Source organism: Streptomyces coeruleorubidus (genome assembly GCF_008705135.1).
Lineage (GTDB): Bacteria > Actinomycetota > Actinomycetes > Streptomycetales > Streptomycetaceae > Streptomyces > Streptomyces coeruleofuscus.
This window is the reverse complement of the sequence record NZ_CP023694.1, coordinates 8,915,786-8,937,307: the sequence shown is the minus strand read 5'-3', so window position 1 is coordinate 8,937,307 and position 21,522 is coordinate 8,915,786. Positions and strand designations below refer to the sequence as shown.

19 protein-coding genes are annotated in these 21,522 nt (G+C 72.4%); 15 read left to right on the top strand and 4 right to left on the bottom strand.

The annotated features are described in order from the left end of the window. Window positions 1–147: 147 nt before the first annotated feature. From CP976_RS40715 to CP976_RS40690, 6 genes are read left to right on the top strand one after another with little or no spacing between them, the layout of a single operon-like run. On the top strand, window positions 148–1,794 hold the full coding sequence (locus CP976_RS40715) for an ATP-binding protein (RefSeq protein WP_150484854.1): 1,647 nt from the start codon (window positions 148–150) through the stop codon (window positions 1,792–1,794). Beyond that, the gene (locus CP976_RS40710) at window positions 1,791–2,213 is read left to right on the top strand and encodes a roadblock/LC7 domain-containing protein (protein WP_150484853.1); all 423 of its coding nucleotides are present in this window, start codon (window positions 1,791–1,793) and stop codon (window positions 2,211–2,213) included. The genes CP976_RS40715 and CP976_RS40710 overlap by 4 nt, the downstream gene beginning before the upstream one ends. Further along, window positions 2,210–2,572, top strand: a complete 363-nt coding sequence (locus CP976_RS40705; RefSeq protein ID WP_150484852.1) for a DUF742 domain-containing protein — start codon at window positions 2,210–2,212, stop codon at window positions 2,570–2,572. Before CP976_RS40710 ends, CP976_RS40705 begins: the two co-directional genes overlap by 4 nt. Then, complete coding sequence (locus CP976_RS40700) at window positions 2,544–3,167, top strand: GTP-binding protein (protein ID WP_150484851.1); 624 nt, start codon at window positions 2,544–2,546, stop codon at window positions 3,165–3,167. Before CP976_RS40705 ends, CP976_RS40700 begins: the two co-directional genes overlap by 29 nt. Next, window positions 3,164–4,402 carry a cytochrome P450 family protein gene (locus tag CP976_RS40695; protein WP_150484850.1) on the top strand — a complete coding sequence of 413 codons (1,239 nt, stop codon included), beginning with the start codon at window positions 3,164–3,166 and terminating at the stop codon, window positions 4,400–4,402. Before CP976_RS40700 ends, CP976_RS40695 begins: the two co-directional genes overlap by 4 nt. Beyond that, window positions 4,399–5,625, top strand: a complete 1,227-nt coding sequence (locus CP976_RS40690; RefSeq protein ID WP_150484849.1) for a cytochrome P450 family protein — start codon at window positions 4,399–4,401, stop codon at window positions 5,623–5,625. The genes CP976_RS40695 and CP976_RS40690 overlap by 4 nt, the downstream gene beginning before the upstream one ends. Before the next feature lie 230 nt (window positions 5,626–5,855). Here CP976_RS40690 and CP976_RS40685 read toward each other — a convergent pair whose 3' ends face one another. Continuing rightward, window positions 5,856–7,349 carry a helix-turn-helix domain-containing protein gene (locus CP976_RS40685; RefSeq protein WP_150484848.1) on the bottom strand — a complete coding sequence of 498 codons (1,494 nt, stop codon included), beginning with the start codon at window positions 7,347–7,349 and terminating at the stop codon, window positions 5,856–5,858. Between the two features lie 166 nt (window positions 7,350–7,515). Here CP976_RS40685 and CP976_RS40680 point away from each other — a divergent pair, with 166 nt between their 5' ends. The 5 genes from CP976_RS40680 to CP976_RS40660 all read left to right on the top strand — a co-directional run bounded on the left by CP976_RS40680 (window position 7,516) and on the right by CP976_RS40660 (window position 12,696). Beyond that, window positions 7,516–8,136 (top strand): L-threonylcarbamoyladenylate synthase, encoded by a 621-nt coding sequence (locus tag CP976_RS40680; protein ID WP_059416624.1) that lies wholly within the window; start codon window positions 7,516–7,518, stop codon window positions 8,134–8,136. 151 nt (window positions 8,137–8,287) lie between these two features. Continuing rightward, entirely contained in the window at window positions 8,288–9,043 is a 756-nt protein-coding gene (locus CP976_RS40675; protein ID WP_150484847.1) for a dienelactone hydrolase family protein, read from the top strand. A gap of 121 nt (window positions 9,044–9,164) precedes the next feature. Continuing rightward, entirely contained in the window at window positions 9,165–10,022 is an 858-nt protein-coding gene (locus CP976_RS40670; RefSeq protein ID WP_150484846.1) for an MHYT domain-containing protein, read from the top strand. Between the two features lie 46 nt (window positions 10,023–10,068). Beyond that, window positions 10,069–11,574 carry a metallophosphoesterase family protein gene (locus tag CP976_RS40665; RefSeq protein ID WP_150484845.1) on the top strand — a complete coding sequence of 502 codons (1,506 nt, stop codon included), beginning with the start codon at window positions 10,069–10,071 and terminating at the stop codon, window positions 11,572–11,574. A 93-nt stretch (window positions 11,575–11,667) separates the two neighbouring features. Next, entirely contained in the window at window positions 11,668–12,696 is a 1,029-nt protein-coding gene (locus CP976_RS40660) for an LLM class flavin-dependent oxidoreductase (RefSeq protein ID WP_150484844.1), read from the top strand. Window positions 12,697–13,026: 330 nt separating this feature from the next. On the opposite strand, the gene CP976_RS40655 is transcribed toward CP976_RS40660, so the two are convergent. Next, on the bottom strand, window positions 13,027–14,001 hold the full coding sequence (locus CP976_RS40655; protein WP_150484843.1) for a TauD/TfdA dioxygenase family protein: 975 nt from the start codon (window positions 13,999–14,001) through the stop codon (window positions 13,027–13,029). Between the two features lie 94 nt (window positions 14,002–14,095). Further along, window positions 14,096–15,640: a glycoside hydrolase family 32 protein gene (locus tag CP976_RS40650; protein ID WP_150484842.1), complete on the bottom strand. Its 1,545-nt coding sequence runs from the start codon at window positions 15,638–15,640 to the stop codon at window positions 14,096–14,098. A 156-nt stretch (window positions 15,641–15,796) separates the two neighbouring features. Here CP976_RS40650 and CP976_RS40645 point away from each other — a divergent pair, with 156 nt between their 5' ends. From CP976_RS40645 to CP976_RS40630, 4 genes are read left to right on the top strand one after another with little or no spacing between them, the layout of a single operon-like run. Then, window positions 15,797–17,206, top strand: a complete 1,410-nt coding sequence (locus CP976_RS40645; RefSeq protein ID WP_150484841.1) for an extracellular solute-binding protein — start codon at window positions 15,797–15,799, stop codon at window positions 17,204–17,206. Then, window positions 17,203–18,159, top strand: coding sequence for a carbohydrate ABC transporter permease (locus CP976_RS40640; protein ID WP_150484840.1), 957 nt, complete (start codon window positions 17,203–17,205; stop codon window positions 18,157–18,159). The genes CP976_RS40645 and CP976_RS40640 overlap by 4 nt, the downstream gene beginning before the upstream one ends. A 14-nt stretch (window positions 18,160–18,173) precedes the next feature. Further along, a complete protein-coding gene (locus CP976_RS40635; RefSeq protein WP_150484839.1) occupies window positions 18,174–19,028 on the top strand; it encodes a carbohydrate ABC transporter permease in 855 nt (284 codons plus the stop codon). After that, a complete protein-coding gene (locus CP976_RS40630) occupies window positions 19,025–20,404 on the top strand; it encodes a glycoside hydrolase family 32 protein (protein WP_150484838.1) in 1,380 nt (459 codons plus the stop codon). Before CP976_RS40635 ends, CP976_RS40630 begins: the two co-directional genes overlap by 4 nt. Here the strand turns inward: CP976_RS40630 and CP976_RS40625 are convergent. Then, window positions 20,367–21,431 (bottom strand): LacI family DNA-binding transcriptional regulator, encoded by a 1,065-nt coding sequence (locus CP976_RS40625; RefSeq protein ID WP_150485719.1) that lies wholly within the window; start codon window positions 21,429–21,431, stop codon window positions 20,367–20,369. The two genes, CP976_RS40630 and CP976_RS40625, sit on opposite strands and share 38 nt — an antisense overlap. Between the last annotated feature and the right edge of the window lie 91 nt (window positions 21,432–21,522).

The window sequence follows — 21,522 nt, the reverse complement described above, 5'->3', positions numbered from 1 at the left end:
AGAAGCGAACAGACGCCGGTCACTTTCCGAAAGAAGTGCCGATCCACCGTGCGAGATCGGTCGATGACGGTGTGTACTGTGCTGCGGGTGGCTCGTCAGAGCACCTCGGACTCCGCCACATGCCCGACTCCCCCTGGACTCGACTCGATGATCGAAATACCGGACCTGGTCGTCGGCGGTCTCGCCGTCGGCACACTGTCCGCGTTCGCCCTCGGCGGCGGGTGGCTTCGCTCACGACGGCAACTGGCCGCGCAGCGTGCCAAGACGGCCGCACTGAGGGCGCAACTCGACGGCACCTCGCGGACGTTCACGGCCGAGGTCGAGCACCTGGCGGCGCGGCGTGTGCCCGCCGCGGCCCGGCAGGCGGCCCATCCGCACGTCACCGTGCCCGGTCCGCTCAACCCGCAGCTCGCCGGTTCGCCCCTGGGCCTGGCGCTGGAGCAGGTGCTGAAGGGGCTGCACGCCGAACTCGCCGCGCAGCGCACCAGGATCGACGCCGCCGCGCAGGCCGGGATGCGCGGCGCCACGCGGGAGATCCAGGCGGCGCTGTACCGGTTGCAGGACGCCCTGCGCGGTCTGCAACAGCGGTACGACGACCCCGAGTTGGCGCAGACCCTGTTCGAGCTGGACCACGAGAACGAGCAGTCGCTGCGGCGCGCGCAGATCGCCGCGGTGGTGTGCGGGGCCTGGGTGGGACTGGCCCGGGAGGAGTCCCACCTCGTGGACGCGGTGACGGGCGGTCAGGCCCGGCTCGCCGGCTACCGGCGCGTCCGGGTCCACAACCACCTGGCGGCGGGCACCGCCCTGGTGTCCCACGCGGTCGAGCCGGTCGCCATCATCGTCGCCGAGCTCCTCGACAACGCGCTGCGCCACTCGGCGCCCGACACCGACGTCGTGGTCAACCTGGAGGACGTCCACCACGGTGTCTGCGTCACCGTGGACGACGCCGGGCTGGGCATGACGCAGGACGAACGGGCCCGTGCCCAGTGGTTGGTGGCCGGCTCCGAACCGATCCTGCTCACCGAGCTCGGCGACCCGCCGCGCATGGGACTCGCTGCCATCGGCCGGCTCACCCGGCAGTTCGATCTGAGCGTGGACCTGTCCTCCCCGTCCCCGTACGGCGGTGTGCGGGCGGTGCTGCGGGTCGACAGCCACCTGCTGACCCGCATCGATCCCGCCGAACTGCCCCCGGCGGCCAGCGCCCCGCGTTCGACGCGCAGGGCGGAGCGAGAGACGGCGGGCGGTGCTGCCTCCTCCCCGAGTGGCGCCTCGTCGCACGGTGCCGAGCCGGACGCCTCCGCCCAAGCCACCCCTGCCGCCGCTTCCGCCCCTCCCGGCCCGGCCCATGAAGCCGAGCCGGCCGCGGACACCGCGTCCCGGAAGCCCGAGCAGCCGTCCACCACCACCGCCACCCGTCCCACCCCGTCCGACGATCACGGCTACGGCACGGACCAGGACGACCAGGCCTCCACCCCGGCCCCCGGCCACCACGGCCCCCGTGACAGCGGCGGCCTTCCCCAGCGGCGTCGCCGCAGCCGGGCCACGCCCCTGCCGAACACCCCGGCCTCCGAACCCGCACCCGCACCGCAGCGCCGGCCACGGCGCCCCGAGGAGTCCGCCGCCGCCCTCGGCGCCCTTCAGTCCGGCACGGCTGCCGCACGTTTCGCCGCCCGGCCGAACACCGGCGCCGTTCCAGCCGTACCTGATGATGCCCCGGCCGCGACCACGGCCGACGGAGCGACCGACGACACCGGCCGAGACCGGAACGACCACGAAGGGGGAACGGCTCGATGACCAGCCGCGCAACGGGGGACACGGCCTGGGTGCTCGAACCGGTCCTGGAGGTGCCGCACGTCGTGGCCGCCGTCCTGCTCACCCGGGACGGGTTCGTGACGGGCTACACCGACGCGCTGTCGCAGCCGTCGGCCGAGCGGGTCGCCGCCATCACCAGCACCGTGCAGGGCGCCTGCCGTACCGCGGCGGCGGCGTTCGCCGACACCGACCGAGCCGACATCCGGCAGGTCGTCATCGAGTCGGACCACGGCTACGTGCTCATCGTGCCGACGGACCACGGCACCTGTGTGGCCGCGTACGGCGATCCCGAGGTGCGCTTGGACCTGCTCGCGCACCGGGTGCACTCGCAGGTCGCGCGGCTGGGCGAGAAGGCGATGGCCGCCGGGCCCCGAGGTGCCGACGGCGACACGCCGGCATGACCGGCCGCCGAGGCGGCCGTCCCCTGGTTCCCGCGTATCTGTCGACCGGCGGGGTGGCCCGGCCCAGCCGTGCCCATCTGGAGCGGCTGTCGGTTCTCACCGGCAGCGGCGAGCCGGCTCCCGCCGATCTGCCCGCCGCGCAGGCGGCCCTGCTGGAGGAGCTGGAGTACGGGTCGCTGACGGTGGTGGAGGCCGCGGCCCTGCTGCGGCTGCCCGTCTCCGCCGTGCTGGTGCTGGCCGACGACCTCATCGACCGTGACCTGGTGCTGGCCCGCGCGCCGATCCCGCCCGCCCGGCGCTTCGACCCCGACCTGCTGAAGAGAGTGGCCGATGGCCTCCGCGACCTCAAGCACCGTTGACACCACCGCCGGCGGTGGTGGCATCCATCTCCCGGACACCGCCCACGACCTGGTGAAGATCCTGGTCACGGGGCCTTTCGGGGTGGGCAAGACCACCCTGATCGACTCCGTCTCGGAGATCCGCCCGCTGCACACGGAGGAGCAGCTCACCGAGCCGTCCGCGCAGGTCGACGATCTCGCCGGGGTCCGGGACAAGTCGACCACCACGGTCGCCATCGACTTCGGCCGGATCAGCCTGCCGGGCGGGATCGTGCTGTACCTGTTCGGCACGCCCGGGCAGGAGCGGTTCCGGTCGCTGTGGGACGACATCGCCCACGGGGCGCTCGGCGCGCTCGTGCTGGTCGACGCCCGCCGGATCGACGCCTCGTTCGACGTGCTCGGGCTGGTGGAGGAGACCGGGCTGCCGTACGCGGTCGCCTTCAACACCTTCCCGGACGCCCCCCGGCACCACACGCCCGAGCAGTTGCGCGCCGCCCTGGACCTGGAACCGACGACCCCGATGGTGACCTGCGACGCGCGCGAGGCGGACTCCTCGATCGACTCCCTGCTCGCCCTCGTCCAGCACCTGATCGACCGACCCGCGGAGCACCGGTGACCCACCCGTCCCCTGCCGAGCAGGCCTTCTCCCTCGCGGCGCCCGTCCGCCTGTGGGAGGACGGCTTCGCCCGCGATCCCCGTCCGTACTACGCCGCCCTGCGCGCCCAGGGCCCGGTCGGCTGGGCGGAACTCGCGCCCGGTGTGCCGGCGTACGTCGTCACGGACCGGCGGGCGGCGCTGGACCTGCTGCACGACACGAAGACGTTCTCGCACGATCCCCGGCCCTGGCAGGCCACCGTCCCCGACGACTCCCCCGTCCTCGGGATGATGCGCTGGCGGCCCAACACCCTGTTCGCCGACGGTGCCGCCCACATCCGCTACCGCACCACGCTGATCGACGCCTTCGACCTGGTGGAGCCGCACGACCTGCGGGCCCGGGTGCACCGGGCGGTGCACCTGCTGGTGAGCCGGATCGGACCGCGGGGCGAGGCCGACCTGGTCGGCGAGTTCACCCGGCCGCTGATGGCGCTGGTGTTCAACAGTTTGTTCGGGTTGCCGGACAGCGCGAGCGACCGGCTCGACGCCGCGCTCGGCAAGCTGATCGAGGGCGGCGCGCAGGCGGCGCAGGGCGAGGCGGAGTTCGGCGGGTACGTGCTGGAGCTGATCGCGGCCAAGACCGAGCGGCGCGGCGACGACCTGCCGAGCTGGCTGCTGGACCATCCGGCGGGGCTGACCCCCGAGGAGGTCACCTGGCAGGTGTTCCTCACGCTCGGCGCCGGCCACGAGCCGACGGCCAACCTGGTGTCCAACGCGCTGTCCAGGATCCTCGGCAACCCGGCGTTCTACTCGACGCTCACCAGCGGCGCCCGGCCGGTGACGGACGCGGTGCTGGAGGTGCTGCACCACGAGACGCCGCTCGCCAACTACGGCATCCACTACGCCCGCACGCCCGTCACCTTCCACGGAGTGTGGATCAGGGCCGCGGTGCCGGTGGTGATCTCGTACGGGGCGCTGGCGCAGGCCACCGAGCAGGAGCGCGGCGCGGACCGGCACCCGGGCGACGCCTCCCACCTGTCCTGGTCGGCGGGCCCGCACGCCTGCCCGGTCAAGCAGCACACCCTGCTCATCGCCACGGAGGCGATCGAACGGCTCACCCAGTGGCTGCCCGACCTGGAACCCGTGCTGCCCCGCGAGCGTCTCACCTGGCGGCCCGGCCCGTTCCACCGCTCGCTGACGGCGCTGCCCGTCCGTTTCACTCCCCGCTCCCCCGATCAGCCAGGAGGACGACCGTGACCGTGACCGACCGCATCGCACTCGACCCGTCCGGCGCGGACATCGCGGGCGAGATCGCCCGGCTGCGCACCCTCGGCCCGATCGTGCCCGTGGAGCTGCCCGGCGGCATCCCCGCCTGGGCGCCCACGCGCTACGACACGCTGAAGGAACTCATCCTCGACCCGCGGGTCAGCAAGGACCCGCGGCTGCACTGGCGGCTGTGGCCCGAGATCGGCGAGCACCCGTCCTGGGGCTGGATCGTGAGCTGGGTAGGCGTGGTCAACATGCTCTCCACCTACGGCGCGGACCACACGCGGCTGCGCAAGCTGGTGGCGCCCAGCTTCACGCACCGGCGCACCGAGGCGCTGCGGCCCCGGGTGGAGGCGATCACCGCGGAGCTGCTGGACTCGCTCGACGCGGCCGACGGCGAGGTCGTGGACATCAAGGAGGGGTTCGCCCATCCGCTGCCGATGCGGATCATCTGCGAACTGTTCGGTGTCCCCGACGAGTTACGCGGGGACACCGCCCGGATGATCGCGGCCCTCATGGACACCACCGACCCGAGCCCGGAGCACGCGGCGTCCGTGCAGCGGCAGATCGGCACGGTGCTGCCCGCGCTGATCGCGCACAAGACCGCGCACCCCGGTGACGACATGACCACCGAGCTCATCCGGGTCCGGGACGAGGACGGCGACCGGCTCAGCGACGAGGAGCTGCTGTACACGCTGCTGCTGGTCATCGGGGCCGGCTTCGAGACCACCGTCAACCTGATCGGCAACGCGGCCGTCGCCCTGCTCCGCCGCCCCGAGCAGCTCGCCGCCGTACGGTCCGGGGAGATCGGCTGGGACGCCGTCGTCGACGAGACGCTGCGCGCGCACCCGTCGATCGCCTCGCTGCCGCTCCGGTTCGCCGTCAGCGACCTCACCGTCGGCGGCATCACGATCCCGGCCGGTGACGCCATCCTCACGACGTACGCCGCCGCGGGGCTCGACCCCGAGCACTACGGGCCGGACGCCGGCGTCTTCGACGCCACCCGCGCCGCCGACGACCATCTGGCGTTCGGGATCGGGGTCCACCGCTGCATCGGGGCGCCCCTGGCCCGTCTGGAGGCGCTGACCGCGCTGCCGGCGCTGTTCGACCGGTTCCCCGGCCTGAGCCTGGCCACCGGTGACGAGGGCCTGCGGCAGGTGCCGTCCTTCATCGCCTTCGGCTGGCAGGAGATCCCGGTGCGGCTGCGGGGCTGAGGCCACCGGACAGACGCCGCCCCGCGGGGCAGCTCGCGGGAGCGCGACCGGTCCCCCGTTCCGGTCGAGCCCCCGCGGCTCGTTGAAGCTACGTGAACGGCGGAGGCGTTGTGAATCGCGTCGATGCCCGTTGCGTGCTCAACAGGGCTCACCCGTGCACAGCTGAGTCCGGATAGCCCTGTTTCGTCCCGCCCCGACCTGACCGGCCGGTTGCCTCCGAGGCAAACCGGTCAGTCGTGGCGGTGGAGAACCGGCAGGTCGAGGTCGCCGACGGCCAGGTGCGCCAGCACGACCTCGTACAGGTCGGTGCCCGCGGCGAGGAGCTGGCGTTCCAGGACGGGTTCGGCGCTGCGGACGTGCTCGCGCACGGTCTGCGCGTGCATGCCCAGGGCCTGCGCGGCCCGTTCGGCGTTGCCGCCGGCGGCGATCCAGGTGCGCAGCGTCCGCCGCGGGTTCCTGGCGTCCGCGTCCAGCCGGCCCAGCAGGTGCTGGGCCCAGGTGCGTACGGCGGGCCCGGACAGCAGGTCGGAGAGCCGGAGCGTGGAGTCCGCGGTGGCGTCGGTGAACTGGGCGTCGATCAGGCCGATCTGGGTGTTGAGCGCCAGGTGGACCACGGTCCGGACGGTGAGGTCGGCGAAGTCGGTGCCGAGCAGGGCCTCCACGCGTTCCATGCGGGCGCGGACGGTGTTGCGGCTGACGCCGAGGACCTTGGCGGCGTTGACAGCGGTGAATTCCAGGCCGAGGCGGGTGGTGGCGAGGAGTTCGGCGCGGGTGTGGTGCGGCAGGGTGTCGAGCGGGCGCAGCACCCGGGCGGTCCAGGCGCGCAGCGCCTGCGGGTCCATGAGGCGTTCGGGGTGGGTGCGCTCGGCGTAGACCGCGGTCTTGTCGGGCCGGAAGTGGGCGACGGCGAGGGCGCTGACGGCCTGTCCGTAGGCGGTGGCGGTCCGGGCGAGGCTCTGCCGGACGCTGCCGCCGAGGAAGATGTCCGGGTGCCGGCCGACCAGTGACCGCAGGGCCTCGCCGGCGGTTTCGCGGGGACTGACGACGATCACGTGGCCGTCCATGGCCGGGCAGCGCACGACCAGGGCGTCCTCCCTGGTGCTGTCCAGGCACTCCTCGGCGATCCGGTCGCGTACGGCGGGGTCGGACTCGACGACGTACACGCACGCCGTGTCGGCGTCGAGCAGTCCGGGCCAGAGTCCGGCGGCGACGCGGCGGGCGGCGATGGTGTCCTCGACCATCAGCAGTTGCAGGATCGCCAGGCGCAGGTCGGAGGTGGCCCGCCGGAGCCGGTGTCCGGCGGCCGTCGACTCGCGCGCGGTCAGCAGGAGCTCGATCACCTGGGCGGTGTGCGTGACGACGTCGGCGGCCCGGCGGTCGAAGGGGGTCTCGCGGGAGACGGCCAGGACGCAGGTGTGGGACGGGTGCTCCACCCTGACCAGGCGCAGATGACGTTCCCGGCTCTGCCAGGCGGCGGAGGCGATCCGGCCGGCCGTGATGTCCGTGACGAGGTCCTCGTCCAGCGGGATCCGGGTTCCGGCCATGAGGTTCCCGGCGGCGTCCTGAAGGGCCACGGACCCGCGCACGGCACCGGAGAGCCAGCCCACGACCCTGCGCACGTCCCGCCCCGCCGGGCGCAGGTGCTCGAGCAGTTCCTCCGCCCACGCCGGACCCTGCCCGGCCTGCGTCTCCCGCTGCCGGTTCCCGTCCTCTCGGCCAGCCACCTGGGCCTTCCCCTCGCTCCTCGCACCGCCTCCGGCGCACCGGTCGGGGACGTTACCTCACCCGTCCCGCGCTCTCACCCCGGGTGAACGCGCCCCGGCGCCCGCCCGCAGGCCCGACACCCCACCCTGCGCCGCCCGCACCCCGCGGGCGGCATAAGCTCGACGGATGGCGAAGTACTACGACGTGCACCCCGACAATCCCCAGCCCCGCACCATCGGCCAGATCGCCGACAGCATCCGTGCGGACGCTCTTGTCGCCTACCCCACGGACTCCTGTTACGCACTGGGCTGCCGCCTGGGCAGCCGGGACGGCATCGAGCGGATCCGGACGATCCGCAAGCTGGACGACCGGCACCACTTCACCCTGGTGTGCCAGGACTTCGCGCAGCTCGGCCAGTTCGTGCGGATCGACAACGACGTGTTCCGCGCGATCAAGGCGTCGACGCCCGGCAGCTACACGTTCATCCTGCCCGCGACGAAGGAGGTGCCGCGCATGCTCCAGCACCCCAAGAAGAAGACGGTCGGTGTGCGGATCCCCGACCACGTCGTCACCCAGGCCCTGCTCGCCGAGCTCGGTGAGCCGCTGCTGTCCAGCACCCTGCTGCTGCCCGGCGAGGAGGAGCCGATGACGCAGGGCTGGGAGATCAAGGACCTGCTCGACCATGTGCTGGACGGGGTGGTCGACTCCGGTGACTGCGGCACCGAGCCGACGACGGTGATCGACTTCTCCGGCGGTGAGGCCGAGATCGTGCGGCACGGCGCGGGCGACACGACACGGTTCGAGTAAAGGGCGCGCCAAGGGGCGTTCACGGTCGCACCGCCTGCGGGGGGTGGGCGAAATGCCCCGGGAAGCGGCGTGTCACGATGCCCGTGATCCGGATCCGCCCGGTCACGTGGACGGGTTCCTGGCCGAAACCCCGCAGAGAGGCAGCACAGCCATGACCGCCGTACAGGGAACCGCTGTCGACATCACCACCGAGGACGGCACCGCCGACGCGTATCTGACCCACCCCGCCGGCGGAGCCGCCCACCCGGCGGTCCTGCTCTACATGGACGCCTTCGGACTGCGTCCCCGGCTGCGGTCGATGGCCGACCGGCTGGCCGGCGAGGGCTACACGGTGCTGGTGCCCAACGTGTTCTACCGGCACGGCCGCGCCCCGCTGTTCGATCTGCCCGAGTTCATCGACCCGGGTGCGCGGCCGGAGATATTCGAGCGCATCATGCCGGTCATGCAGGCCCTGACGCCCGAACTGGCGATGCGGGACGCCGGTGCCTATCTGCGCCGGCTGGCCGAGTCGCCCGCGGTGGCCGACGGTCCGGTCGCTGTGACCGGCTACTGCATGGGGGCGCGGCTGTCGCTGCTCACGGCCGGGACCTACCCCGAGCGGGTCGCGGCCGCGGCCGGCTTCCACGGCGGGCGGCTGGCGACGGGCACGCCGGACAGCCCGCACCTGGTGGCCGGCCGGGTCACCGCCGAGCTGTACTTCGGTCACGCCGACCAGGACCCCTCGCTGCCCCAGGAGCAGATCGAGCGCCTGGAGGAGGCCCTGACCGCGGCGGGCGTCCGCCACCGGTGCGAGGTGTACACCGGCGCGCCCCACGGTTTCACGCAGGCCGACACCGCGTCGTACGACAAAGAGGCCGACGAGCGGCACTGGTCGGCTCTGCTCGACCTGCTGAAGCGCACATTCTGACCTCAATCGACTCCTGCTGAAGAGAAGTTGCCGTCCTACCGACGGTAAGGGCTTGCTTTCCCTCGATCACTGCGCGTAGACCTTGCTGGAAAATCAGCCATGACTCGGGGGGAGTTGGCTCATGGACGGCACGGTCGACGGGTTCCGCTACGGTGCGGTGACTCCGGTGGCGGCGTATCTGATGGCCTGTCTGGGAGGGGCGCTGGGGCTGCGGTGCATCGTGCGTTCGCTGCCCGGCGCGCGGTCGTTCAAGCCCGGCTGGCTTGCGTTAGGCGCCGCCTCCATCGGGTGCGGCATCTGGACGATGCACTTCATCGCCATGATCGGCTTCCACGTGGAGGAGACCCGGGTCCGTTATGACGCTGCCACGACGGTGCTCAGTCTCGTCGTGGCCGTCGCCGTTGTGGGCATCGGCGTGTTCATCGTCGGCTACCTCGGCACGGGCGGTGTCACCCTGGCGGTCGCGGGTGTCATCACCGGACTGGGAGTGGCGGCCATGCACTACCTGGGCATGGCCGCGATGCGGCTGCACGGCGACATCGGCTACGACCCGGTCGGCGTCGCCCTGTCCGTGCTGATCGCCATCGCCGCCGCGACCGCCGCGCTGTGGGCGGCCGTCACGATCCGCGGCTTCCTGACGAGCGTCGGGGCGAGCCTGGTGATGGGCGTGGCGGTGTCCGGGATGCACTACACGGGCATGGCAGCCGTCAGCGTCCATGTGCACGACACGACCGGCGGGACCTGGGAGGGCGACTCGCCCCTGTCGCTGCTGCTGCCGATGCTGCTGGGGCCGGTCGTCTTCCTGCTGCTGGCCGGGGTCGTGGTCATGTTCGACCCGATGCTGGTACACGGCGAGCGGGCCGGGAACCGGAAGCCCGCCCCGCACCCGGGCGCCTCCGCCGGGGTCACATCCGCCAACTCCATCCCCGCGCCGCGCACTTCGTGGCACGACACGGACTCACCCACGCGCGGCCGGTGAACGACCCGCCCGCGGACGGCGCGTAGATCATTGTTACGGTGCAGCGGTGTCCGACTCCTCACGCGATACCGCCGAGGGCGCCGGCTGGGGTACCGACGAACGCGGCGCGTACCAGCGGCTGATGCCTTCGAAGGCCGAGAAAATTTCCTGGCTGGACCCGAAGATGCTGTGGGCCGCCCGCAACGGCGTGCTGGCCTCCTGGTTCGGGGACCCGACCGGCCGCACCCGCGGCCGGTGGGTGGCGCAGCGCGCGGCCGCCGGCGCCCCGGCCGACAAGGTGATCCGGCGCGACGACCCGGACCGGTTCTCCTTCCTGGTCATCGGCGACACCGGCGAGGGCGACGATCCCCAGTACGCCGTCGTGCCGGGCTTTCTGAAGACCGGTCAGGACACCAGCTTCGCCGTGCTGGCCAGTGACGTGATCTACCCGGTGGGCAGCGCGGACGACTACGGCACGAAGTTCTTCCGCCCGTACCGGGACTACCGGGCGCCGATCTACGCGATACCCGGCAACCACGACTGGTACGAGGACCTCGGCGGCTTCATGCGCGTCTTCTGCGACGACGCCCCGCCACTGCCGCCCGAACCCCGGCCGCGCCCCCTGACCCGTGCCTGGCTGCGGTCCCTGCTGTGGCACCGGCCGCGCCCCGACGACGGCCGGCACCTCGCCGAGGCACGCAAGTCGCGCTCCGCACCCGCCCAGCAGGCCGTCCAGCCGGGCCCGTACTGGGCGATCGACGCCGGACCGGTACGGATCATAGGCGTCGACACGGGACTGCTGGGCACCCTCGACGCCGAGCAGGGCGCCTGGCTGCGCGAGGTCTCCCGGGGATCCCGCCCGAAGATCCTGGTCACCGGATCTCCCCTGTACGTGGACGGCAGACACGAACCGTGCGCCATCGAAGGGGGCGGCACCGTCGACGACATCGTCCGCGACCCGGCGCACCACTACGTGGCGGCGATCGGCGGCGACATCCACAACTACCAGCGGTACCCGGTCCGGCTGGACGACGGACGCACCCTCCAGTACGTGGTCGCGGGCGGCGGCGGGGCGTTCATGCACGCCACCCACACCATTCCCCGCGTCAACGTCGCGAACGTGACCGAGCGGGACTTCCGCTGCTATCCGCTGCGCGGCGACTCCCTCGCCTTCTACAGCCGGCTCTACGGCCGCCGGCTGCGCATGCCCCGCTTCTTCACGCTCACCGAGGCGGAGGCGACGGCCGTGATCGCCGAGCGCCTGGGCATCCCGCCGACCCGTGTGCCGGGCGCGGCCACCCGCGTCACCCGGCGCGTCCGGCTGGTCGCCGGGCTCCTCGGCACCGGCCGCCGGCCCGACCGGGCCAAGCGGTTCCGGCTGCCCGTGCGCAAGATCTACACGTCGCTGTTCTCGCCGAGCTCGGCGACGTACAGCCCGCCGTTCTTCAAGTGCTTCCTGCGCCTGGACGTCTCCCCGGAGGCGATCCGGCTGCGCTGCTACGCGGCCACCGGCAACCGGGCCCAGGAACTCGACCCGCCGGTCGAGGACGAGGTGACGATCCCGCTGCGCTGACCCGGTCCCCCGGGAACCCGCGCGGCGGGAACAGCGCGGTCCGCCGCGGGGTTGACACAGGTGCACCATTGAACTTTCAACGATGGAGGGCCCGTGCCACCGACCCCACGACCGCTGCGCAAACTGGGCTTCCTGACCATCGGGCTGTTCGACGAGGCGGATCCGCGGCGCGGCCACGAGTCGACGCTGGAGATCATCGAGCTGGGCGAGCGGCTCGGCTTCGACAGCGCGTGGGTACGCCACCGCCATCTCCAGTACGGCATCTCCTCCCCCGTCGCCGTCCTGTCCGCGGCCTCCCAGCGCACCCGCCGCATCGAACTCGGCACGGCTGTCATCCCGCTCGGCTGGGAGAACCCGCTGCGCCTCGCCGAGGACCTGGCCACCGTCGACCTGCTGTCCGGCGGCCGGCTCAACCCGGGCGTCAGCGTGGGCCCGCCGATGCACTTCGACCAGGTCAAGGGCGCGCTCTACCCGGACACGGCCGAAGCCGAGGACTTCGGCCACGGGCGGGTGGAGCGGCTGCTGGACTTCGTGCGGGGCAAGCCGGTGACGGACTTCAGCGGGACGGAAGGCTTCGAGACCTTCTCCGACCGGATACAGCCCCACTCCCCCGGCCTGGGCCGCCGCATGTGGTACGGCGGCGGCAGCCTGCGGTCGGCCCGGTGGGCCGGCGAGCACGGCATGAACCTCCTCACCAGCAGCGTCGTGAAGGCCGAAGACCCCGACGGACCCCACGACTTCGCACAGATCCAGCTCTCCCACATCCAGGCGTTCCGGGCCGCCCACCCCGACGGCGAGGCCGCCCGCGTCTCGCAGGGCCTCGTCGTCATCCCCACGGACTCCGCCTCGCCCGCACAGCGCGCCCGCTACGAGAAGTACGCCGCCGAGCGCACCCCCCGCACGGCCGGACCGCAGGGCCCGGCACGGCTGCTGTTCGCGCCGGACCTGGTGGGGACCTCGGAGGAGATCGCCGAACGACTGCACGCGCACGCCGCGTTCCGCGAGGTGGACGAGGTCGCGTTCGCGCTCCCGTTCACCTTCGAGCACGAGGACTACGTCCAGATCCTCACCGACATGGCGACCGGGCTCGGCCCGGCTCTGGGGTGGCGCCCGAGCGCGTAGGCCACCGGATCGACCCGGGGCGGGGCGTCTCCGGCCGGCAGACCGGCCTGGGGAGCGACGCGCCACCGGCGAACGGTCGCCCCGAAGGCGGCCTCTCCGGCGGACCAGAACAACCCCGGAGGCGCGGGGTGTCCCCAGCGGACCAGACCTACCCCGGAGCCGCCGCGTCCCGAACACCAGACCACCCCGGGGAGCAACTGCCACCGGCAAACGGTCGCCCCAAAGGTGGCGCGTCCGACGGACCAGACCGACCTCGGAGGCAGCGCCTCCCCAACGCACCAGACCCCCGCAGGCGACGCATCCCCGACCGGCCCGCCCGACCGGCGCGGGTCACCAGCGCCCGGGCGCAGTCCCGGTGATCGGCTCCGACGCCCTGCCGTCGACCCCGACAGGCACATCCCCGGCGAGCATCACCCGGTGCATGATCCGCGGGTGATCGAGGTGCGCGGTGTCGCCGGGAGCCAGATGCATCGTGGCGCGGTTGTCCCAGAACGCCACGCTGCCCGGCTCCCAGCGGAACCGGACCGTGTACTCGGGCCGGACCGCCTGCTCCAGCAGCATGTCCAGGATCGCGCCGCTCTCGGGCCGGGAGAGGCCGGCGATCTGCTCGACGTAGTAGCCGTTGACGTAGAGGATCCGCTCGCCCGTCTCCGGGTGGACGCGCACCAGAGGGTGCAGCGAGGCGACCTGGCGGTCCAGCAGGTGGCGGACGTACGCGTCGTCGCCGGGCCGGGGCTGGTAGCCCACACCGAGCCGGTGCTCGGCCCGCAGGCCGTCGACGAACTCCCGCAGCGGCGCGGAGAGTCCGGCGTAGGCCGCCGCGAGGTTCGACCAGGTGGTGTCGCCGCCGTAGGGCGGCACGGTCTCGGCGCGCAGGATCGTCGCGGCGGGCGGGTCGACGCGGGCGCCGTGGTCGCAGTGCCAGCCGCGCAGCAGGGTGTGGCGGCGGCGCCGCAGCCACTCGTCGTGCTCCATGCCGAACCGCCCGCCGAGTTCCAGCCGGTCGGCGGTCGTCTCGATCTCGGGGAAGTCCGGGGGCGAGGCCTTGCCGCGCCGCGGCAGCACCACCGTCTCACCGAACCGGCGCGCGAACGCCACGTGCCCGGCGTGGTCCAGCCGCTGCCCCCGGAAGAACACCACCTTCCACCGAAGTACCACCGCCCTGATCGCTGCGATCACGGTGTCGTCGAGGTCCCCGGCCAGGTCGACCCCGCCGATCTCGGCGCCGATGTGCCCCGCGACCGGCTTCACCTCCACCCCGGCGTCCCGCACCGCCTCGTCCGTCATCGGGCTGTCCGTCGTCATGCGCACTCCGCTGGTCGTGGGCGTGGTCGTGCCTACCGGAAGATCGTGACAGCGATCCCCGCCCGGGGCGACACCGCACCAGCGCCCGCGCCCCTCACACCTCGAACTCCCGGATCACGGTGTTCCGGAACACCGCCTTCCCGTCGACCGTGAACAGCGCGAGCCCGGTGTCGACCAGGTACGGGAAGACCGCCGACGCGTGTGCGTACCGGCCGTCGTCGAGGAACAGCTCCACGGAGGTGCGGTCGACCAGGATGCGCAGACTCACCGTCCGCCGGGCCGGGTCGAAGGGGCTCCGGCTCTCCTGCCATCTGCCCGACAGGTCGGGTGACACGCTGGGGCGGCGGTTGAGGTAGGCGTAGTCGCGGTGGACGCCGGCGTCGATGTGCCGGACGCCGTCCGGGGAGCGCCGCAGCTGCACTCCCGCGCCCGTGAGCTGGTCCCACGTGATCTCGCAGGTCAGTTCGTAGGCGGTGCCCCGGTAGTCGAGGACGCGGGTGCCCTCGACCTCCAGGTCGCCGAGCCGCACCGTGCGGGAGACGTACCGGTCGAGCGCGGCGACCGGCCGGGACGCCAGGTGGTACGTGCCGTCGGCCGCGCGCTTCAGCGTGATCTCGCGGACGATCGAGTCGGTGCCGTTGAAGCCGTCGCTGTCGATGGTGGGCGTGATGTGGGCGTAGTCCCAGTTGTTCAGCCAGCCGATCGCGTAGCGCGTCCGCTCGTCGAGGGCGCCGTCCGCCGTCCGCTTCTCGAAGGTGACGGCCCCGTACCAGTCCCAGCCGTGGTCGAGCCACTGCGGCTCGTCGGCGTCGGCCGTGAAGGCGCTGCCGTCGAAGGAGCCCGTCCAGTACGCGTACGTGTTGGGCAGCCCGGCTCCCTTGCCGTTGGCGCTCACCCCGAGCACCCACTTGGCCGTGCCGTCTTCGGCGCGGATCCGGAACAGGTCCGGGCACTCCAGCACGCCGATGCCGCTCCTGACGAAGCCGCCCACGTACGTCCAGGACTTGAGGTCGGCGGAGTGGTAGAAGCCCACCTTGTCGTTCTCGGCCAGGGTCATCACCCACCGGCCGCGTTGCTCGTCGCGGATCACCTTCGGGTCGCGGAAGTCGCGCACGCCCGGGTTGGGCAGCACCGGGTCGGTGCCGTGCGGGGTGAACGTCCGGCCTCCGTCGGTGGAGTAGTACAGGTACTGCGCCTGGTCGCTCGGGCCGTCGTGTGGCGACATCGTGGCCAGGACGACGACCGCCCCCGCCCCGAAGCCCGCCGTGTTCTCCGTGTCGACCACCGCGGAGCCCGACCAGACGTCGCCGTTGGGGGTGGTGTCCTTGGGCACGGCGATCCCCCGGTCGGTGAAGGAGACCAGGTCGGTGCTGGTGGCCAGTCGCCAGGCGGTGCCGATCGCGCCGGACAGGTAGTCGGCGTTGTGCAGGTAGTAGTAGTGATACGCGCCGTCGATCCAGACCGGGCGCTGCGGGTCGTTCTTCCACTGCTCGGGGACGGTGAAGTGGTAGGCCGCGCGGTAGCTCGCGCAGCCGTTCCGCGGCCTGGCCTCGGCCGTGCCCGCCGCGGCGGGCAGCAACGCGCCGGCCGCGCCCACGGCCGACCCGGCGAACAGGGCCCTCCTCGTGATCCCGCCCATCACACCTCGTTCCTCTCGTCTGAAACGGCTCATGTGCATCAGGACTTTGGGACCTAACTCGTTAAAGGTCAAGCCGTCGCGCGGTCTTGACACGTCTGGGCGGCGCTCACATCATCTGGGGCATCAGTCCTCAACTAACACGAGTTAGGCCCCACGATGACCGACTCGCACCTCACCCGCCGCAGGCTGTTGCGGTACGGCGCCTACGGCGCGGGTGCCGCCGCCCTGGGCGGCACCGCCGCGAGCTGGGAGCGGCTCACCGGAGCCGACATCCCCGGACGTGACGACGGTTCCCTCGTCGTCGCCACGCTCGGCCCCGCCTACGGGCCGGAGGCCATCCGCACGCTCCGCGAGGGCTTCCGCGAGCTGCACCCCGACATCAAGCTCCAGATCAACGCGGTGCAGGCCGTGGACTGGTCGGACTTCTTCGCGAAGATCCTCACGCAGGTGGCCGCGGGCACCGCACCGGATCTGGTGTACGTGGCCACCGAGGGCGTGCAGTTGTTCGCGCAGCGGCTCGGCGTGGCCCTGGACAAGTGGGTGAAGCGGGACGCGGCCGAGCTGAAGGAGTACTTCGCCGACGTCCACCCGTCGCTGGTCGAGTCGATGATGTACGAGGGCAGCCTCTACCAGCTGCCGGTGGAGTTCAACGCGGCCGACATGTACCTCAACCGCCAGGTGCTGCGGCGGGCCGGGGCGCAGTACCCGCCGGCCGACTGGACCCGCGACGACTTCACGACGCTGCTGCGGGACATGAAGCAGGCGAGCGGCGCCCGCTTCACGCCCTACTTCTGGACCAACCGGCTGTGGGGCGGTGTGGTGCCCTGGCTGTTCGCGAACGACACCAATCTGCTCGCGGAGTCCAAGGCGCCCGGCGGCGAGTGGCTGTGGGACTCCTTCTACTCGGCCGGCCAACGCGCGGGCCGCGGCGGCGGCTTCCGGTGGACGACGCCGCAGGCCACGCACGACCGGGTGGAGGAGGTCTACGACTATCTCGCCTCCCTCGTGCGGGACGGCCTGTGCACCCGCCCCGAGGGCGGCAACGGCCAGAACCTCATCGGCGTGTTCTCCACCGGCCGGGTCGGTGTCACTCCGGCGGGTGGCTTCTGGGCGGGCGGCCTGCACCTGGCGGGAATGGACCGGGACGGGTTCGACGTGCAGTACTTCCCGCGCTGGCGCACCCAGCGCATGCAGTACGGCGCGGCGGGCTACGCGCTGCTGCGCACCTCGAAGAGGCAGGAAGAGGCCTGGGAGTTCATCAAGTACGCGGCCCGCAAGGACACCCTGGCCCAGCTGTTCACGACGAACCAGACCACCCCGGCCCGCCGCTCGATGCTGACCGCCGGCCGCTACGAGGAGACCGGCCCGGCGCACTGGCAGGTCTTCTACGACACCCTCGACCGGTTCCCCGACACGGGACCGATCCCGGCGCCGCCGCAGGTCGCCGAGGTCGAGCAGCTACTGCTCAAGCACACCGGCACGGCCCTGGCCTCCTCGCGCTCGGTGCGTCCCGCGCTGCGCCGGTTGCAGGGCGACTTGGAGAAGGCGATGGAGCGTGACGCATGACGGACACCCGGATACCGCCCGCCCGAGCCGAACGGCCCGCGGCCCCGCCCGCCAAGGACGCACCGCGTCCCTCGGCCCGCGACCGCGGCACCCGACTGCTGGCCACACTGTTCCTGGCCCCGACGATCGTCGGCATCGTCGTCTTCACGGTCGTCCCCATCGTCGGCTCGGTGGTGCTGAGCCTCTTCCACTGGAATGTGATCGACGAACCGCGCTTCGCCGGCGGCTCCAACTACGGCGCGGTGTTCGGCGACGAGACCGTGCTGGTGTCCTTCCGCAACACCCTCGTCTTCATGGTGCTCGCGGTGGCGCTGCAACTGCTCGTCGCGCTGGCACTCGCCCTGACGCTGACCGGGCGGATGCCCGTGTGGCTGCGGTCGGTGTTCCGCTCGGCGTTCTTCTTCCCGCTGGTGCTGTCGGCCGCGTCGATCTCGGTGGTGATGAAGTACCTGTTCAACCAGGACTTCGGGGTGATCAACTGGCTGCTCGGCTTCGTCGGGATCGCGCCGGTGCCGTGGCTGACGTCGGAGAACGCGGCCATGGTCACCGTGGTGCTGGTCTACGTCTGGCAGCAGTTCGGCTTCTCGTTCCTGCTGTTCGTCGGCGGTCTGAACAACATCCCGAAGGAGATCCACGAGGCCGCCGCCCTGGACGGCGCGACCGGCCTGCGCAAGCACCTCTCCGTCACGCTGCCGCTGCTGTCACCGACGCTGCTGGTCGCCTCGGTGGTGGGCATCATCAACGCGCTCCAGGTCTTCGAGCAGCCGTACGTCCTGACCAACGGCGGTCCCGGTGACTCGACCCGCACGGTCGTGATGGTGATCTACGAGACCGCGTTCGAGCAGCTCCGCTTCGGTGAGGCGTCCGCGGTGGGTGTGCTGCTGTTCGTGCTGATCATGGCGGTCACGGCCCTCCAGTTCCGGCTCAGCCGGCGTTTCGTCCACTACCAGTGAGCCGGGTGAGTCCCTTGAGCCAAGCAACCCTGTCCTTCAGCCGTGCGCGCCACGGGCTGGCGCCGTGGGCGCGGATCGCCGGGCTGACGGTGTGCGCCCTGCTCACGCTCGGCCCGGTGGTGTGGACGGTGTCCACCTCGCTGCGCACGCCCGCCGAGGCGTTCGACCTGCCGCCGCAGCTCATCCCGTCCGACCCGTCGACCGAGGCGTACCGGGGGGTGTTCGGCCAGATCGACGTGTGGCTGCTCGCCCTCAACTCCACGCTGGTCACGGGTCTGATCGCGGTCGGCCAGATGATCACGGCGGGGCTGGCCGGATACGCCTTCGCCCGCCTGGAGTTCCGCTTCAAGAAGCCGCTGTTCGCCCTGGTCCTGGCGACGATGATGGTGCCCTTGCAGGTCACGATCGTGCCGGTGTTCCTGGTCCTGAAGTCGATGAGCCTCACCGACACCCTCCTCGGGCTGATCATCCCGGCCTTCCCGACGGCGTTCGGCACGTTCCTGATGCGGCAGTACTTCCTGGGCATGCCCAAGGATCTGGGCGAGGCGGCGATGCTGGACGGTGCCGGCCCCTGGCGGACGTTCCGGTCGGTGTACGCCCCGCTGGCCGCGCCCGGCCTCGCGATCGTCGGCGTCCTGGCCTTCAACTACCACTGGAACGAGTTCTTCCGGCCGCTGATCCTCGAAACGTCCGGCCAGAACTACACGTTGCCGCTGGGGCTGGTCTCCCTCCAGGGCAACCTCGGCACCGGTTCCGTCTCCGTGGTGCTCGCCGGTGTCGTCCTCTCCATGATTCCCGCCGTCGCCGTGTTCGTCGTCGGCCAGCGCCCTCTGCGTGAGGGCATCACGTCCGCAGGAGTCAACCGTTGAGCCTCGCCGCTCCCCCGCAGGACCCGCACGCCCCGCGCTTCCGGGTCCGCCCGCCCGCCAACTGGATGAACGACCCCAACGGTCCGTTCCGCTGGCGCGGCCGCTACCACCTCTTCTACCAGCACAACCCCGACGCCCCGGTGCACGCGAACGTCCACTGGGGCCACGCCTCCAGCCCCGACCTCGCCCACTGGGAGCACCACCCGATCGCCCTCACCCCGACCCCGGGCGGCCCGGACGAGGCGGGCTGCTGGTCCGGGTGCGTGGTCGACGACGGGGGCGTGCCGACGGCCGTCTACACCGGGGTCGACCGTGACCACAGCGGACTCGGCACGGTCTGCCTGGCCCGGGCGGCGGATCCGGACGACCCCGCGCTGACCGACTGGACTCCCCTGCCCACGCCGGTGGTGACAGGCCCGCCCGAGGGCCTGGACGTGGTGATGTTCCGCGACCCGTTCGTCTTCCGGCACGGCGGCCGGCGCCGGGCCCTGGTCGGCGCGGGGCACGCGGACGGTACGCCGTCGGTCCTGCTGTACGACTGCGACGACCTGACCGACTGGCGCTTCGCCGGTGTGCTCCTGGACGGCCGGGACCCGGCCGCCGCGGCGGCGTTCGGCGACCGGGCCACCGGCTGGGAGTGCCCGCAGCTGTACGCGACGCGGGGCGGCGAGTGGGTGCTGGTCGTCTCCCTCTGGGACGGCGACCCGTGGACCACCGGCTATCTGACGGGACGTCTGGATGCGGACCTGCGCTTCTCCGCCCGGGCGGGCGGTCTGCTCGACCACGGCCGCGACCTCTACGCGCCCGCCGTGCTCCAGGAGCCGGACCGGGCCCTGATGTGGGGCTGGTCGTGGGAGGCCCGCGAGCAGGGCGAGGCCGGCTGGGCCGGCGTTCTGACCGCGCCCCGGGTCGTCGACGTCCATCCGGACGGGGCGCTGCGGGTGACCCCGGCCCCGGAGCTGCACCGGCTGCGCGCCGCCGAACCGTTCGTCACCGCCCCGGGCCGGGCCGCGCTGCCTGCGGCCTACGACCTGACGGTCGGCGCCCGCGATCACACCACGGTGAGTCTGCTTCGGTCGGCCTCGGGCGCCGAGCTGACGGTCCGGCTGGACCCGGGCGAGGGCACCGTGACCCTGGACCGGGGCGACTGGCCGCGCAAGGAGGCCGAGGAGGCGGCGGTCGTGGTGCGGGTGCCGCCGCAGGAGGAACTCACGGTGCGTGTCCTCGCCGACGGCTCGCTGTACGAACTGTTCGTCGGCGACCGGGCCACGGTCACCGAGCGTGTCTACGTACGGCCTGACGACGTACGGGAGTTGAGGGTGCCGTGCGGCGCGACCGTCACCGGGTGGGAGCTGGTCCCACCGACGCACGGCTGATCACCGGGCAGGCCAGGCGCCGCACGGTGGCGGGCGGCGTCCGGCCGGTGACGATGGAGTCCAGCAGGAGCCGGGCGGCGGCCTCGCCCATCTCCCGGTGGGGCAGCGCGACGGTGGTGAGGGGCGGCGTGAGGTACGCGGCCATGTGCTCCTGGTCGTCGTAGCCCACCACCGACAGGTCGCCGGGTACGGCGATCCCGAGCCGGGTCGCGGCGTGCAGGACACCCGCCGCGACCCGGTCGTTGTAGGTGAAGATCCCCGTGGGCCGGAGGTCGGCCGGGGTGCCGTCGAGGAGGCGGACGGCACCCTCGTAGCCGCCGGAGATCTCGCCTCCGGTCCGGACGACCCAGTCCCTGGGCACGGTGATGCCCTCGGCGCGCAGCGCGTCGCGGAAGCCACGCAGCCGCTCCGCCGAGGCGATGTCGTCGTGCCCGCCGACGAGCGCGACCCGCCGGTGCCCCTGCTCCAGCAGCAGCCGGGCCGCCGTACGGCCGCCGGCGCGCTCGGCGGGGACGACGGCGGGCAGCGAACCGTCCTCGGGCAGGCAGTTGGCCAGCACGGAGTGGGTGCGGTGCAGGCCCTCGGGGACGCGGACGCGGCGCAGGGACATGGCCGCGTAGATGATGCCGTCGACGCGCCGGTCGAGGAGTTCGGCGACCGCCGCGTCCTCCTTGGCCGGGTCGCCGCCGGAGTCGACGGTGAGGACCAGGTGCTGGCCGGCCCAGGCGGTGTCCATGGCGCCGCGCAGCAGCCGCCCGGCGAACGGTGAGGAGGCGATCTCGTCGGTGACCAGGCCGATCACGGCCGTACGGCTGCGGCGCAGACCGCGGGCGACGGGGTCGGGCCGGTAGCCGAGCTGGATCGCGGCCTGCCGGATGCGTTCCTGCGTGGCGGGCGAGAGGTTGCCCTCGGCGCGGCCGTTGAACACGAAGGACACCGCGGTGTGCGACACGCCGGCGAGCCGGGCGACGTCCCGCGAGGTGGGACGCCCCGGTCGTGCCGCCGGCTTCTCCTCGGCGCTGCCCATGCCGTCCGCCGTCCTCATCCCCCACCCGTCCGGTTGATCATTGCTCACCCTATCCGTGACGCTGGAGGGACGACACAGGCAGACGACACGG